The sequence below is a fragment of the Nocardioides sp. Soil805 genome, assembly GCF_001429625.1.
Taxonomy (GTDB): Bacteria; Actinomycetota; Actinomycetes; order Propionibacteriales; family Nocardioidaceae; genus Nocardioides.
This window is the reverse complement of sequence record NZ_LMSU01000001.1, coordinates 406,067-421,022: the sequence shown is the minus strand read 5'-3', so window position 1 is coordinate 421,022 and position 14,956 is coordinate 406,067. Positions and strand designations below refer to the sequence as shown.

At 71.2% G+C, this 14,956-nt stretch carries 14 protein-coding genes; 3 read left to right on the top strand and 11 right to left on the bottom strand.

Translation table 11 applies throughout. The features are described 5' to 3' along the window. Nucleotides 1-9: 9 nt before the first annotated feature. Entirely contained in the window at nt 10-1,230 is a 1,221-nt protein-coding gene (locus ASG94_RS02140; protein WP_156411379.1) for a hypothetical protein, read from the top strand. Further along, nucleotides 1,227-2,453 (top strand): M48 family metalloprotease, encoded by a 1,227-nt coding sequence (locus tag ASG94_RS02135; RefSeq protein WP_056924782.1) that lies wholly within the window; start codon nt 1,227-1,229, stop codon nt 2,451-2,453. The genes ASG94_RS02140 and ASG94_RS02135 overlap by 4 nt, the downstream gene beginning before the upstream one ends. 34 nt (nt 2,454-2,487) lie before the next feature. On the opposite strand, the gene ASG94_RS21560 is transcribed toward ASG94_RS02135, so the two are convergent. From ASG94_RS21560 to ASG94_RS02090, 11 genes are all read right to left on the bottom strand, one after another. Beyond that, a complete protein-coding gene (locus tag ASG94_RS21560; RefSeq protein ID WP_156411378.1) occupies nt 2,488-2,634 on the bottom strand; it encodes a Flp family type IVb pilin in 147 nt (48 codons plus the stop codon). An 82-nt stretch (nt 2,635-2,716) separates the two neighbouring features. Beyond that, nucleotides 2,717-2,890, bottom strand: a complete 174-nt coding sequence (locus ASG94_RS21200) for a Flp family type IVb pilin (protein ID WP_082623878.1) — start codon at nt 2,888-2,890, stop codon at nt 2,717-2,719. A 270-nt stretch (nt 2,891-3,160) separates the two neighbouring features. Beyond that, nucleotides 3,161-3,808 (bottom strand): response regulator transcription factor, encoded by a 648-nt coding sequence (locus ASG94_RS02130; protein ID WP_056924781.1) that lies wholly within the window; start codon nt 3,806-3,808, stop codon nt 3,161-3,163. Then, on the bottom strand, nt 3,780-5,360 hold the full coding sequence (locus tag ASG94_RS02125) for a histidine kinase (protein WP_056924780.1): 1,581 nt from the start codon (nt 5,358-5,360) through the stop codon (nt 3,780-3,782). Before ASG94_RS02125 ends, ASG94_RS02130 begins: the two co-directional genes overlap by 29 nt. A 2-nt stretch (nt 5,361-5,362) precedes the next feature. Further along, complete coding sequence (locus ASG94_RS02120) at nt 5,363-6,301, bottom strand: type II secretion system F family protein (protein WP_056924779.1); 939 nt, start codon at nt 6,299-6,301, stop codon at nt 5,363-5,365. 2 nt (nt 6,302-6,303) lie between these two features. Then, nucleotides 6,304-8,211, bottom strand: a complete 1,908-nt coding sequence (locus ASG94_RS02115) for a type II secretion system F family protein (protein WP_056924778.1) — start codon at nt 8,209-8,211, stop codon at nt 6,304-6,306. After that, nucleotides 8,208-9,674, bottom strand: a complete 1,467-nt coding sequence (locus ASG94_RS02110; protein WP_056924777.1) for a CpaF family protein — start codon at nt 9,672-9,674, stop codon at nt 8,208-8,210. Before ASG94_RS02110 ends, ASG94_RS02115 begins: the two co-directional genes overlap by 4 nt. 1 nt (nt 9,675) lies before the next feature. After that, on the bottom strand, nt 9,676-10,896 hold the full coding sequence (locus tag ASG94_RS02105) for an AAA family ATPase (protein WP_056924776.1): 1,221 nt from the start codon (nt 10,894-10,896) through the stop codon (nt 9,676-9,678). Beyond that, nucleotides 10,893-11,669 (bottom strand): Flp pilus assembly protein CpaB, encoded by a 777-nt coding sequence (cpaB, locus tag ASG94_RS02100; RefSeq protein ID WP_056924775.1) that lies wholly within the window; start codon nt 11,667-11,669, stop codon nt 10,893-10,895. The genes ASG94_RS02105 and cpaB overlap by 4 nt, the downstream gene beginning before the upstream one ends. A gap of 249 nt (nt 11,670-11,918) precedes the next feature. Beyond that, on the bottom strand, nt 11,919-13,715 hold the full coding sequence (locus ASG94_RS02095) for an AMP-dependent synthetase/ligase (protein WP_056924774.1): 1,797 nt from the start codon (nt 13,713-13,715) through the stop codon (nt 11,919-11,921). A 10-nt stretch (nt 13,716-13,725) separates the two neighbouring features. Further along, nucleotides 13,726-14,388: a methyltransferase family protein gene (locus tag ASG94_RS02090; RefSeq protein WP_056924773.1), complete on the bottom strand. Its 663-nt coding sequence runs from the start codon at nt 14,386-14,388 to the stop codon at nt 13,726-13,728. Between the two features lie 102 nt (nt 14,389-14,490). Here ASG94_RS02090 and ASG94_RS02085 point away from each other — a divergent pair, with 102 nt between their 5' ends. Next, nucleotides 14,491-14,934: an SRPBCC family protein gene (locus ASG94_RS02085; RefSeq protein WP_056924772.1), complete on the top strand. Its 444-nt coding sequence runs from the start codon at nt 14,491-14,493 to the stop codon at nt 14,932-14,934. The last annotated feature ends 22 nt before the right edge of the window (nt 14,935-14,956 follow it).

Below are 14,956 nucleotides of genomic sequence, written 5' to 3'. Positions count from 1 at the left end.
CGATGGTGGGTGGCCGGTCTTTCGTTGTCCGCCGGCCTGCTGGTCGTCGTCGCACTGGTCGCGGGCTCGGGTGGGGACACCCGGCGGGTCACCCCGGACGCGCCCGCCTCGGGCGGGCCCCGTCCCGGCGCCGCGTCGGCCACCCTCCACCTGCTCGAGGAGGCCGTCGAGTCGCACGACCCCGACGCCGCACGTGACCTGGCCCCGTCCGGCGACAGCGAGGCCGAGGCGCTGCTGGGCGCGGTGGCCGACAACGCCGAGGACCTCCGGGTCAACGACTTCTCGGCGCGCTACGTCGACGAGACGGGCCCGGTCGCCGACGACGGCTCCTGGACCGCCCAGGTCGCGCTCTCGTGGGCCTTCGAGGGCTTCGACCGCGAGCCCGCCGACGCGGAGGTCGTGGTGACGTTCGCGACGGACGGCGACGAGGTAAGGATCCGCCGGTTCGGCGGTGCCGGCGACGGCATCGAGCCGTTGTGGCTTCAGGGGCCCCTCGAGGTGCGCCGTACCGACGACGCGCTGGTGCTGGTCTCGGCGGGCCGGCCGGGCGCCGCACGCGAGGCCGCGTCGTACGCCCGACGGGTCGGTCGTGGCACGGAGGTCGTCCGCCACGTCCTGCGGGACTGGCGGCCGTCGGTCGTCGTCGAGGTGCCGGCGTCGGCGGCGGCCCTCGATGCCACCCTCGACGCGGCGGACGGCACCTATGCCGGCATCGCCGCGGTCACGACGACCGTCGACGGGTCGGGCAGCCCGGACGCACCGGTCCACGTCTTCGTGAACCCGGACGTCACCCGCGGTCTGCGTGGTGCCGGGGCCCAGGTGGTGATGAGCCACGAGATCACCCACGTGGCGACCGACGCGGCGACCAGTGCCGTGGACCTGTGGCTGCTGGAGGGGTTCGCCGACTACGTCGCGCTGCGCGACGTGCCGCTGCCGCTCACGACCACCGCCGGCCGGGCCATCGACCTGGTGCGGCGGGACGGTCTGCCCCGCAGCCTGCCGGGGCCGGCGGAGCTGGACACCCGGGCCACGGACCTCGAGGCCGCCTACGAGCTGGCCTGGCTGGCCTGCGACACCCTGGCCGACGAGCTGGGGGAGCCGGCGCTGCTGGACGTCTACCGACGCGTCTCGGGAGGCGTGTCCCTGCAGGCGGCCCTGCGCCGGCACGGCACCACCAGCGAGACTCTCGTCCAGGCCTGGAGGGACCGGCTGGCATCGTTGGCGTCGTGAGCGGCTGGGGCGAGCGACGTACGGCGGTGGTCGTCGCGCTGGCCGCCGGTCTCGCCTTCGCGGCACTGGCCGTCCTCGTGCTGCCGTGGCACCCCGTGCCGGGCGGCTCCCCACCCCCCGTCGAGGCGCGCAGCCTGTTCACCGACGCGCAGCTGGCCCGTGCCGAGACCTATGCGCGCTGGAGCCGCGTCTGGGGCTGGAGCGCCCTCGCGGTGTCGCTCGCGGTGGCCTGCGCGCTGGGCTTCAGCCGCTGGGGGCGCCGGCTGGTCGACCGGCTGCCCGGACCCTGGTGGGTGCAGGCCGTGCTCGCGGTGGTGCTCCTGGGACTCCTCGGCCGGCTCGCGACGCTGCCGTTCTCCGTCGCCGGCTACCGCCACCGGCTCGACTACGGCCTCACCACGCAGAGCGCGGTGGGGTTCACGGCCGACGTCGTGCGCAGCGAGCTGGTGGGCGCCGTCGGGACCTCGATCGGCGTGCTGGCGCTGCTCGCCGTCGCCCGGCGCTGGCGACGCGCCTGGACCGTCGCCGCCGGGCTCGCGATGGCTGCCCTCGTGGTGCTGGGGTCCTTCGCCTACCCGCTGGTGGTCGAGCCGGTCTTCAACCACTTCGAGCCGTTGCCCGACGGGGAGCTGCGCACCGAGATCCTGCGGCTCGCGGACGCCGAGGGCGTCCCGGTCGAGGAGGTGCTCGTCGCCGACGCCTCGCGGCGTACGACGTCCCTCAACGCCTACGTGTCGGGCTTCGGCGGCACACGGCGGGTGGTCGTCTACGACACGCTCGTCGCGTCCCTTCCCCAGGACCAGACGCTGGTCGTCGTTGCGCACGAGCTGGCGCACGCGCGCCACGACGACGTGGTCGTCGGTACGGCGCTCGGCGCGCTCGGCGCCGCGGCCGGCGTGGGTGTGCTGGGCCTGCTGGTCGGGTCCCGGCTCAACCGTGGGGGAGCGCGGGCCTCGGAGGCGGCGGTCGTGCCGTTCGTGCTGGCGGCGCTGGCCGTGGGGACGGTGCTGGTGAGCCCCGTGCAGGCCGGTGTCAGCCGTCAGATCGAGGCCCGGGCCGACGTCGACGCGCTGGTCGCGACGCGCGCCCCGGACGCGTTCGTCGAGGTGCAGCGCACGCTGGCGCTGCGGTCGATCGCGGATCCCATCCCACCGGCGTGGTCACAGTGGTGGTGGGGGAGTCATCCGACGGTGCTGGAGAGGGTGGCGGTGGCGCGACGCTGACGTGGCTGCGGCACGACACCGGGCGGAGCCCGTGCTACAGCGAGGACAGGACCGGGGCGAAGAGTGCCGCGATCTGGGTGCCGAACACGGCCACGCTGCCCGAGATGACGACGGCGATCATCGTGCACATGAGCGCGTACTCGACGGACGTCGCTCCGTCCTCGACATCATGTGGTGCCATGGCGATCTCCTGGTCGTGTGGTGGGAGGAAAGGCAAAGGCCGGCGCCGCGAATCCGCGGCGCCGGCCTTGAGGCGCGTCAGCTCAGAGGCTGGAGGTGACCGTGCCGAAGAGGGTGTTGAGGCCGCCGCCCAGCGCCTGGACGGTACCGATGATGGCGACCGCGATGAGCGCGACCATCAGGCCGTACTCGACGGCGGTAGCGCCCTTCTCCTCGTCGCGACCGATGAGCATGAGGGTGATGAACTTCTCGAGCATGATGTATCCCCTGGTTCGTCTGGATGAGTCCGGTTCCGAGCCCCATGTGGACCCGTCATGAAGAATCTTCGTCGTTCCGCCGCAGTGGCGGATCAGGTGATCGGCCGTGAGTGGCTAGTCCCATCTGACTAGCGCCACACCCCCCTCGGGACCCACCGGATGGCCCTGTGGGAGGGCTCTGTGCGAACCCGCACGACGGGACCCCCGACGTGGTAGAGGCGCCCGCCCCACAAGCAGGGGACGGGCGCCTCGAGAGCGGGGGAACGGGCCTCAGAAACGCTGCGGCGAGAGGTGGTCGAGCAGTCCCATCCGCATGGCCGTCACCAAGGCCTGCGCCCGGTTGGCGGCGCCCAGCTTCTGGTAGATGTGCGTGATGTGCGTCTTGGCCGTGGACTCGCTGAGGTACAGGCGACCCGCGATCTCGCCGGTCCCGAGACCATCGGCCAGCAGGGCCAGCACCTCCTCCTCGCGGCCCGACAGTCGCGGCGTCGCAGGTGTCGTGGCGCGACGCACCATGGCGGCGCTGAGCCCGGAGCACAGGAAGGTGCGGGGTGCCACGGCGGCGTGCTTGGCGGCGCTGATGACCTCGGCCGCCCGGCTGTCCTTGCCGACGAAGCCCGACGCGCCCGCCTCCATGGCGGCGAAGATCTGGTCGTCGCCGGCGTGCATGGTGAGCACGACCACCCCGGTGGCGTCACTGACCTCACGCACCGACCGGACGACGTCGAGGCCGTGGCCGTCCGGCAGCTGGAGGTCGGTCACGACGACGTCCGGCGAGAGCTCCGCGTAGGCCGCCCGCGCCTGGGCGACGTTGCCCGCCTGGCCGATCACGGTCATGTCCTGGTCGCGCTCGAAGGCGCGCGCCAGGCCCTGCCGGATCAGCTCGTGGTCATCGACGAGCAGGACTGTGGTGCTCATGGGAGCGGTTCCCTTCTGATGGGGCGTGGTGACGTGTCCGGAGGTCGACGGCGGTGCCGCCGTCGGGCCGCGCGGAGATGCTGAGCTCGGCGCCGATGGTCGCGGCGCGTTCCTCCATGGTCTGCAGGCCCCAGTGACGTTCCTTGGGCAGCGCGTTGCCGACCCCGTCGTCCTCGATCGAGAGCCGCACGCAGGAGCCGTCCGAGACGAGGGTGACCCACAGGTTGGTGGCGTGCGCGTGCCGACGTACGTTGCCGATGGCCTCCTGGGCGATCCGCAGGAGCTCCAGCTCGGTCCGGGACGGCAGGGCCGGACCGGACTCGTCCAGCACGAGGTGGACGCGCAGGTCGCTGCCGTGGCTGACCTCGCGGACGTACTCCGCCAGCGCACCGGAGAGGCGGTGGTCGGCGATCTGGTGGCGGAGGTCGAAGATCGAGAAGCGCAGCTCGGTCACCACCCGGGTGATCTCCTCGCGGAGCGAGGCGGCCAGCTGCTGGGTCTCGGGCTGGTCGGAGACCGACTCGATCTCGTCCACGATGTAGCCGAGGGCGACGATCTCCTGCGCCACTCCGTCATGCATCTCGCGGGCGATGCGGTTGCGCTCCTCGGCGGTGGCCATGAGGCGGACGTCGTCGAAGAGCACCGCGGTGTCGAGGCGCAGCACGAACTCGTCGGCGACCGTGCGAGCGCGAGCCCTCAGGTCGTCGGTCCACGCGGCATCGCGGGCCAGGACGACCGAGCCGAGGCGCTGCCCGCCGCCGTGCAGCCACACGGTCTCCACCATCGGGTCGGACGCCGTGGACTCGCTGGGAGGAGCGAGGACCTCCGCGCCGTACGACGACAGGAGGTCCGGGTCGGAGCGATGCCCGTGGATGAAGACGGCGGACCGGCTCGCACCTGTCTCGGCCCGCAGGGTCGACTCCATCTCGGCGGCCAGCTGCACGCTGTCCAGGCCGACGCTGCCGCGGCTCGCGAGGTTGTGCAGCTGGGACAGGAGCTGGTTGGCGGCGGCGTACGGCGCCTGGCGCGCCTCGACGTCGCGCATCGACCGGGACTGCCAGCTCGCCAGCAGACCGACGCCCATGCCCACCACGACCCACGGTGCCGACTCGGCCACCCGGTCGGGGACGACTCCGGTGTCGGCCACCAGCGCGAGGGTGGCGAGCGTCGTGACCCCGGAGACGAACCCGGCGTTGACCGTGGTGACCCAGCCGTGCCGCACGCCCGCCACGATCGGGGGGACGGCGAGGTAGACCAGCAGGCTGGGCTGGAGCGGGGCGCTGGCCAGGAGGACGGCGACCAGGAACGCCTCGCCGATCGGGATCCAGGGACGGCTGTGGGCAGGAGCGTTCCACTCCAGGGCCGACGAGACGGCACCGATCACCACCAGGGCGACGAGGAGCGGGGCGCCCTCGGTCGCCGACTCCTCGCCCAGCAGGGTGCCCACGATCAGGGCCAGCGCGAAGGCGCGCGCCGCCGTCGTGACCCTCCAGGGCCCGAGGGAGGGGGACGCGACGTACTCGTGCGGCTGCTGGAGCGCCCGAGCCCTCATCGTCACAGGTTGGCGAAGGTGTCGGCGATCTGGATACCGGCCGGGCCGAGGATCACGATGAAGAGGCACGGCAGGATGAAGAGCACCAGCGGGATCATGATCCGCACCGGCACCTGCTGGGCCTTCTCCTCCGCGCGCTGCCGGCGCTTGGTGCGCATCTCCTGGCTCTGGATGCGCAGCACGCGGCCGATCGGGATGCCCAGGCTGTCGGCCTGCACCATCGCGAGGCAGAAGGACTTCAGGTCGGCCAGCGAGGACCGCTCGGCCATGGCCCTCATGGCCTGGGTCCGGCCCACGCCGATCTGCATCTCCTGGAGCAGCCGGGCGAACTCCTGCGACAGCGGACCGGTCGTGTTGCGGGCCACCCGGGCCACGGCGGCGTCGAAGCCCAGGCCCGCCTCGACGGACACGGTGAGCAGGTCGATGGCGTCCGGCAGGGAGTTGCGCATCAGGGTCTCGCGCTTCTGGCCCGCGTTGAACAGCAGGATGTTCGGCAGGACGTAGCCGAAGGCACCCGCGCCCACGGTGCCCAGGATGACGCGGTAGAACGGCCAGTCGGTGCCCGAGATGTAGAGGAAGCCGAGGACGGTGAAGACTCCGAGCCCCAGCACCTTGAGGCCGATGATGCGGTCGACGTCCCAGGCCGGGGGATTGCCGGCGATGTCCAGCCGGTGCTGGAGCTTCGTGGCGGTGTCGGCCCGGACGAGCCGGACGCCGGTCTTGACGAGCCGGTCGCCCAGGGGACCGAGGACCCGCTCGGCGAAGGGCCTGTTCAGCTCGGCCGTGAGGACGTCGGGCGCCGAGTCGAGGGCCTGGATGGCGGCGACGGAACGGGCCACCCCCCGGCGCTCGCTCGTCACGACCCCGATGGTCGCCAACGAGAGCGTCAGGGCGAGGAAGACGAGGCCCGCGCCGAGGAGCAGGATCATGGTGCTCGACATGCTCAGACCTCGACCTTCGCTAGACGTGACATGGCGAACGCGCCGACGCTCAGGAAGACGAAGGCCACGGCGAGGAGGATCATCCCCACGGTGGTCGTGTAGAGCACTTCCAGGTAGGCACGGTTGGCAAAGTACATGTACAGGCCGATCAGGGGTGGCAGGCCCGTCAGGATGTAGCCGGAGAGCCGGCCCTCGGCGCTGAGTGCCTTCACCTGACGACGCAGGTACTCCCGTTCGCGCAGGGTGTCCGCCACGGTGTGCAGGATCTCGGCCAGGTTGCCTCCGACCTCGCGCTGGATCCGGATGGCCATCACGACCCAGCCGAAGTCCTCGCTGTCCATGCGGTGGCCGACCCCCTCGAGCGCGTCGGAGATGTCGATGCCGAGCCGCTGCTCCACCAGGGCCCGCCGCAGCTCGCCGGCCATCGGCTCGTGACCCTCCCTGACCACGCTGTCGACCGCCTGGGGCAGCGACAGCCCGGCCTGGAGGCCTCCGGCCATCAACCCGAGCGTCTGCGCGAGCTGGCCGTTGAAGCGGCTGAGACGGCGGCGGTGCCGCCACTTGAGGTAGACCCACGGGAGCACGAGACCCAGGACCAGGCCGAGCACGGTCATCGGGGGGCCTCCCATGATGAACCCCACGGCCGCACCAGCGACCACCAGTCCTGCGTGCAGCAGCACCCACTCCGACGCGGTGAGCGCGGACCCGGCGCCCGCCAGGCGCTGGGAGATCCGGGTCTCGAGGTCGGCGTTGACGACCTTGGAGGTCATCGCCACCGCCGACTCCCTGAGGTCGGTGGGGCTGTTGCCCGAGGCGCGACGCCGTCCCGGTCGAGCGCCGTCCTCGGCGCCCTCGAAGTACGCGTCGAGCCGACGCTCGGCGTGGGACCGGCCCGGCGTGAGGACGATGACCAGCAGGACGAGCATGCCGAGGAACAGTGCGACGGCGCCGGCCAGCATCACCGGTCGGCTGACGAGTGCCTTGCCCGGCTCGACGACCTCGGGGACCGAGAACCCGGTGTCCGCGAGGGTCACGAAGGCCGAGTCGACGTACGTCGAGCCGTCGGCGTCGGCGCTGACGGTGATCGTGGCCTCGCCGGTGATGTCGGCGGGGGAGTCGAACGTCAGCAGCATCTGCTCCGCGAGGGCATCCGCCTGGGCGGTGAAGACCGCGTCGAGGGCGGCCGGGTCCGCGGGGATGACCGCGCCGCCGGTGTCGTCGGCCAGCGCCGACAGGGCCTCGGCCTTCGCGGCGGTCCCGATGGACACCACGTCGACGACGACGCCGGCCTCGCGGGCGTCGTTGATCGCGACGTCCAGGGTCGCGTCGCTGCCGGTGTCGGCACCGTCCGAGAGGACCAGGAGGGAGCGCGAGCCGTCGTCGCCGACGAGCGCGACGCCCTCGCGGATGGCGTCGTACACGCTGGTGCCCCGGGTCAGGGACACGGCGTCGAGGGCGTCGGCCACGGAGGAGTGGTCGGTGGTCGGGTCGATGGTGTCGACGACGTCGCCCGCGAAGGTGACGAGCCCGATCTTCACGTCCTCGGGAGCGGCGCCGAGGTAGGCGCCGACGGCCGCGGTGGCGGCGTCGAACTTGCCCGCCTGGGCCATGCTGTTGCTGGCGTCGAGCACCAGGACGGTGGACCGCGAGATGTCACCGGCGGCGACGGTCTTCGCCTGCGACGTGACCTCGCGACCGTCCACCTCGACCACGACGCTCGAGGGGTCCACGGTGCCGCTGGGGACACCGTCGACCGACAGCACCATGGAGACGGTGCCGTCGGCGGCCTCGACGTGGTCGATGGTGATCTCGTCCTCGGCGTGCGCCGGCGCGGCGTACAGAAGCGTGCCGAGAGCGACGGCGACCAGCGGGGCGGCGAGGCGGCGCACCCGCAGCGACCGCGTCGTCACAGCCCGCCCCCGGTGGCGAAGACGGACGGGTCGACGTGGACACCGTGGTCGGTGAGCCGCTCGAGGAAGCGGGGACGCAGGCCCATCGACTTGAGGCCACCCTTGAACTTGCCGTTCTCGTCGACGCCTGCGGCGTAGTCGAAGAGGAAGACGTCCTGGGTGGTGATGATGTCGCCCTCCATCCCCACGATCTCGGTGATGGCGGTGATGCGGCGGGTGCCGTCCTTGAGGCGCGTCTGCTGGATGATGAGGTCCACGGCGCTGGCGACCTGCTCGCGGATGGCGCGCACCGGGAGGTCCATGCCCGCCATGAGGACCATGGTCTCGAGCCGGGCGAGGGCGTCGCGCGGCGTGTTGGCGTGCAGGGTCGAGATCGAGCCGTCGTGACCGGTGTTCATGGCCTGGAGCATGTCGAGCGCCGCAGCGTCACGGATCTCACCGACGACCACCCGGTCGGGCCGCATGCGCAGCGAGTTCTTGACGAGGTCGCGGATGGTGACGGCGCCCTTGCCCTCGATGTTGGCGGGGCGGGACTCGAGTCGCAGCACGTGGTCCTGGTGCAGCCGGAGCTCGGCGGCGTCCTCGATCGTGACGATCCGCTCGTCCGCGGGGATGAACGACGACAGGACGTTGAGGGTGGTCGTCTTGCCGGCGCCGGTGCCGCCGGAGACCAGGATGTTGAGGCGGCCCTTGACGCAGCCCTCGAGCAGGTTGGCCGAGGGACGGGTGAGGGACCCGAAGTTGATGAGGTCCTCGACCGTGTAGGGGTCCTCGGAGAACTTGCGGATGGTGAGCTTGGAGCCGTCGAGGGCCAGCGGCGGGATGATCGCGTTGACGCGGCTGCCGTCGGGGAGACGCGCGTCGCACATCGGGCTGGTCTCGTCGACGCGACGGCCGATCTTGCTGACGATCTTGTCGATCGTGCGGCGCAGGTGGGCCTCGTCGTTGAAGGCCGCGTCGGTCTTGACCAGCTTGCCGCTGCGCTCGATGTAGATGCTGTCGAAGGCGTTGACCATGACCTCGGAGAGGTCCGGGTCGCGCAGGAGGGGCTCGAGCGGGCCGTAGCCCAGGATGTCGTCGGCGATCTCCTGCGAGACGCGCGCGCGGTCGGCGCTGGACATCGGCTGGTCGGTCTCGGCCAGCGCCGTCTGGAGCGCGAAGTGCACCTGCTGCTCGAGCTCGGACTGCGTCATGTGCGCGTCGTACAGCTTGGGGCCCAGCGTCTCCACGAGCCGGGCGTGCACGATCCGCTTGACGTCCCCGAAGGGGTCCCGTCCCGCTGTGCGCTTGCCGACCTCGGCCGAGGTGCGGGCGGCGAGGGACCCGCCCGCCGGGGCGGGAGCGCCGGCAGCCTGCTTCGGTTCCGACGCCACGGGTGCGCCGGGCGTCGCGGTGGGGGCGTCGGTCGTGGAGTGCTGCGAGCGCGATCGCTGTGCGGCCGCCAGCCTGTCCGTGAGACTCATGTCATGCCTTCCTCAATCGACGACGGGCGCCCTTCTTGCCCGACACGGCGTCGGAGCGGGTGAACGTCCTGGCGAACTCGACGATGGCCTTGCTGTTCGCGTGGCTCGGGTAGGCCTTGACGAGGGCCTCACCACGGTTGACCGCGGCCAGGACCTCACGGCTGGACACCAGGGTGGCGTCGGCCTTCAGCCCCAGGGTGGACTCGAACTCGGCGACGGTCAGGCCGACCTTGCCGTCGGCCCGGTTGAGGACGAACTTCCAGCTGTCGCGACCGAAGTTCAGCAGGTCGAGCGTGCCGGTCGCCAGCTTGAGGGCCTTGAGCGCCGGGATGTCGAGGGTGCCGACCAGGACGATCGTGTCGGTCCGGTCCAGGGCGGTCAGCGCGTGGTCGTCGAAGACGCCGGAGGTGTCCACGACGATGAAGTCGAACATCCCCTTGAGGGTCTCGATCATGAGCCCGACGTCCGTCGCGGCGGCGTGGTCGGGGGAGTCGAGGCGGACCGGGGCCGCCATCAGGGAGAGACGGTCGGACGCGGTGGTGAGGATCGTGGACAGGGAGTCCGGGTCGATCTGGCCGTTGAAGGCGACGAGGTCGTTGATGGTCCGGGTGGGCGTGAGCTGCAGCATGATCGCGACGTCGCCACTGTTGACGTCGAGGTCCACCAGGCAGACGCGCTGGCCGGCATCGCTGAGCGCGACGCCCAGGTTGGTGGCGACCAGGCTCTTGCCCACGCCTCCCTTGGTGGAGAAGACGGTGATCACCTGCGCCTGCGGTGCGTCCGCGGCGGCCTGGGCGGCGGCCCGGGCGGCCGCGGCCTCGGCGATCGCGGCCTCGGCGGCAGCCCTGGCGTCCTCCTCCAGGGCCTGCGAGATCTCCTTGGCCACGCTGCGCGCCCGGTGGACGGCCGTAGTGAGACCGGCAAGGTCGCGGGCCTCGACGACCTCACGCATGCCGCTGCGCAGGGCGACCGAGAGGGTGTCGCTGTCCACTCCGTGACGGAGCAGGATCACCCCCAGGTCGGGACGGTTGATGCGGGCGTGCTGGGCGAACTCCGTGGCCTCGTGGATGGGGACCGAGGGGCCGAGGACGACGGCGAACTCGTGCGGGCTGTCGTCGAGGTGCCCCTTGAGCTCGGCCATGCTCGTCGTGGCCGTGGAGCCGTGCAGCATCGCGTTCATGATGCCGAGCTGCGCCACGTCGGGCTCGAGGATGGTGGTCACGGCAGGTTCCGGAAGGTCTCGGGGAAGATGTCGCCCGGCGTGGCACCGGGGCCGTCCTCGGTCTTGGTGTCACCGGTGAGGAGCGCGAACGTCAGGTCGGCGCCGCGGTCAGCCTGGATGAGCTTCTCGGCCTCCTCCTGGGTCACCGCCAGGGTGAGGATCGTCTGGGCGACCTGCGCGGTCTCCTCGCCCTCCTCGGTCTTGGTCGTCCGGGAGGTGACGCTGGTGGTGCCGACACCGATGACCGGCGACCGGGGCAGGACGATCCGGGTGACGCTCCCGAGCTTGACCTCCTTGCCGTCCGGGGTGAGCCGGACCGGCGAGAGGGCGGTGGCGAACACCGCGACCTCGGCACCGGGGTTGACGAAGCCGGCGACGCGCTCGAAGTCGGTGAGCTCCACCGACACGGCCATCTTGTCGTCCGGGATGATCAGGTTCTCGGCGGCACCGAGGTTGCCGAACTTCTTGGCCAGGACCTGCTCGCCCGGATAGATCGTGTTGATGGCGACCAGGTCGGCGATCGAGCTGGTCGAGGTGAGCGCACCCTCGACCAGGTCCTCGCGGCGGACCTCGGTCTTCTCGAACTTGCCGGCCTCCTGCGCGACGGAGACCTCTTCGCCCGGATCGATGGTGTCGGTCGCGGTCAGGACCTCGACGAGCTCCTGGCCCGCGGTCGCGCGGGAGTCGATGCCTTGGACGTACAGGACGATGAGCGATGTCCCGACCAGCGCGATCAGGACGGCGACGATGAGGAGGACTGGACGACGGGCCATGAGGCGATCCTTCGCAGAGCAGTGACCGGGGGTTCTGGGGATGCTCAGGTGTGGTGCCCTGTGGGAGAGGTCCCAGATCCCTTCCCGATGCGCGAATCTAGGCAGGCCGGGACCGGCGCGTGGGCTAAACCGGACAAACAGCCCAGAGGTGGCCCGGACACCACCCGATGTGACTAGTCGACCTGGTGGTCGCGTAGCCCGGACGAGGGATTCCGTGCGATCGGCGCGTGGGAGCGCCCGGAAACCGGCTCAGCTGAGGTAGAGGGCCTCGACGTCTTCGCGGAACTCGCGCATGACCACGTTGCGCTTGAGCTTGAGGCTCGGCGTGAGGTGGCCGCCCTCCTCGGTCCACTCCTCGCGGAGGATGGTGAACTTGCGGATCGCCTCGGCCTTCGACACCGCCTTGTTGGCGTCCTCGACGGCCGCCTCGACGGCTGCGTGGAGCTCGGGGTCGTCCAGGAGGTCCTCGAGGGCCCCGGACCTGCCGTGGGCCTCGGCCCATGCCGGGAAGGACTCCCGGTCGATGGTGACGAGCGCGGCGATGAAGGGCTGGCCGTCCCCGACGACCATGCACTGGTCGATCAGGGCGTGCGCGCGCAACCGGTCCTCCAGGACCGCGGGAGCGACGTTCTTGCCGCCGGCGGTCACCAGGATCTCCTTCTTGCGCCCGGTGATGCGGACGAAGCCCTCGTCGTCGACCTCGCCGACGTCGCCGGTGTGGAACCAGCCGTCGCGGGTCAGCGCCTCGTGGGTGGCGTCCTCGTTGCGCCAGTAGCCGGCGAAGACCTGTCCTCCCCGGAACAGCAGCTCGCCGTCGTCGGCGACGCGCACGGACGTGCCCGGGATGGGGCGCCCGACGGTCCCGATCTTCTGCGCCTCGGGAAGGTTCACCGTGAGGGCGGCCGTCGTCTCGGTGAGGCCGTAGCCCTCGAGGACGGTCACGCCGATGCCGCGGTAGAAGTGACCGAGCCGGTCGCCGAGCGGCGCGCCGCCCGACACGGCGTACTGGCAGCTGCCGCCGAGGGCGGTGCGCAGCTTGCCGTAGACCAGCCGGTCGAACAGCGCGTGCTGGGCCCGGACGCGCAGGGGCACCCGGCCACCGTCCTGCGCCCTCGACCAGGTGATGGCGGTCTCGGCGGCGCGGTCGAAGATCTTGCCGCGGCCGTCGGCCGTGGCGCGCTGCGAGGCGCTGTTGAAGACCTTCTCGAACACCCGCGGCACGGCCAGGATGAAGGTGGGCTGGAAGACCTCGAGGTCTCCCAGGAGGTTCTTGATGTCGGCGCTGTGGCCGACCCGGACCCGCTTCTTGATCGCGCCGACCTGGATGATCCGGGCGAACACGTGCGCCAGCGGGAGGAACAGCAGCGTCGAGGCGCCGTCGGTGTCGAAGAGGTGGTGCAGCTCGTCGGTCGCCACCCCCAGCTCGAACATGAAGTTGCCGTGCGTGAGCATGCAGCCCTTGGGGCGGCCGGTGGTCCCGCTGGTGTAGATCAGCGTCGCGAGGTCGAGGGGCGTCACGGACGTACGACGCTCCTCCAGGGCCTCGTCGGAGATGTCCTGGCCCAGTCGGCCCAGCACGTCGACGGCGTTGTCGTCGATGGACCAGACGTGGTTGAGGTCGGTGCCGGCCCCCGCCTGGCGCGCCTCGTTGACGCGGGCCAGGTGCTCCTTGCCCTCCGCGACGACCGCCTTGGCGCCCGAGTCGGTGAGGATCCAGGCGACCTGCTCCGCGGAGGAGGTCTCGTAGACGGGGACGGTGGCGGCCCCGGCGAACCAGATCGCGTAGTCGAGCAGCGTCCACTCGTACCGTGTCTTGGAGATCAGGGCCACGCGGTCGCCCGGCTCGATCCCGGAAGCCATCAGCCCCTTGGCGACGGCGCTCACCTCGGCGAGGAACTGTGCAGCGGTGACGTCGCTCCACGCGCCGTCGACCTTGCGGCTGAAGACCACGGCGTCGGGAGCCTGCCGGGCGTTGGTGACGACGTCGTCGGTGAGGTTGCCCGTCGCGGGGATCTCGATGGTCAGGGGCGTGGAGAACTCACGCACGGGGAACCTCCTAGCTGCGGCCGAGTGCCGGGACGAGCATAGGGGTGCGGCTCTTGTAGTCGGCGTACCCGGGCAGCTCGCGCGACAGCAGCTCCTCCTCCCGCCGCGCGCGCACGACCTGGAAGGTGACGAGCGCCACCATGACGACCCAGGGTCCTGGACCGGTCGCGGCCAGGCACAGGCCCAGCACGTTGACGAGCTCGGCGGCGTAGAGCGGGTGACGGACGCGTGCGTAGGGACCGTGGCTGACGACCTTGCGTGCCTGCGGGACGACGCTGATGTTGGTGCCGAGCGAGCCGAGCGCCCAGAGCATGGCCACGAGACCCAGGCCGAGCACCACGGCAGCCACCAGGGCGAGGGGACCTCCCTCGCGGGGGCCCTGGGAGACCAGCGGGATCGCGAACGGGGCGCACGTGCCCAGGAGCGCCACCAGCCAGGAGCTCCAGCGCATGTCGGTCCGGGAGCTGGGCGCCCGCCGGAGGTAGGCCGCGATGAGCAGGAGGTAGAAGACCAGGGCGAGTCCGGTGTTGACCATCATGAACGCGTGGCCGAACGGCTCCCCGCTCGTGAGGCGCAGGACGTTGAGGGTCAGCAGCAACGTGAACAGCGTCACGGCGACGACCCGTCCCACGTCGATGCGCCGGGTGTCCTGGGGCGCCGGGGCGTGGTCCATGGTCGGTCTCCTCGTGGCGGGGTGGCTCGCGAGGAACGGTAGTGGCGCGAGCGGAGCGTCGGAGGCGTTTCTGGGCACTCCGGCGTCCGGTAGGTTGCGCACATGGCCGAGCAGACCACTTCGTCGATCGTCATCGATGCACCCCCGGCGCAGGTCATGGCGGTGATCGCGGACTTCGAGTCCTATCCCTCCTGGGCCAAGGGCGTGAAGACGGCGCGCGTGGTGGAGCCCGACGCGCTCGGCGGTGACCGGGCCGAGCAGGTCTACTTCGAGCTCGACGTCTCGCCCATCAAGGACGAGTACACCCTCGCCTACGACTGGGACGGCGACCGCGAGGTCACCTGGACCCTCGTCGAGGGCAAGATGCTCAAGGCGCTCGACGGTGCCTACGAGCTGCGCGACCTGGGCAACGGGGCGACCGAGGTGACCTACCGACTCGCCCTGGACGTGTCCATCCCGCTCATCGGCATGCTCAAGCGCAAGGGCGAGAAGATCCTCATCGACACCGCCCTCAAGGGGCTGAAGAAGCGCGTCGAGACGCACTGAGCGCGCCCCGACCTCGTCCTCC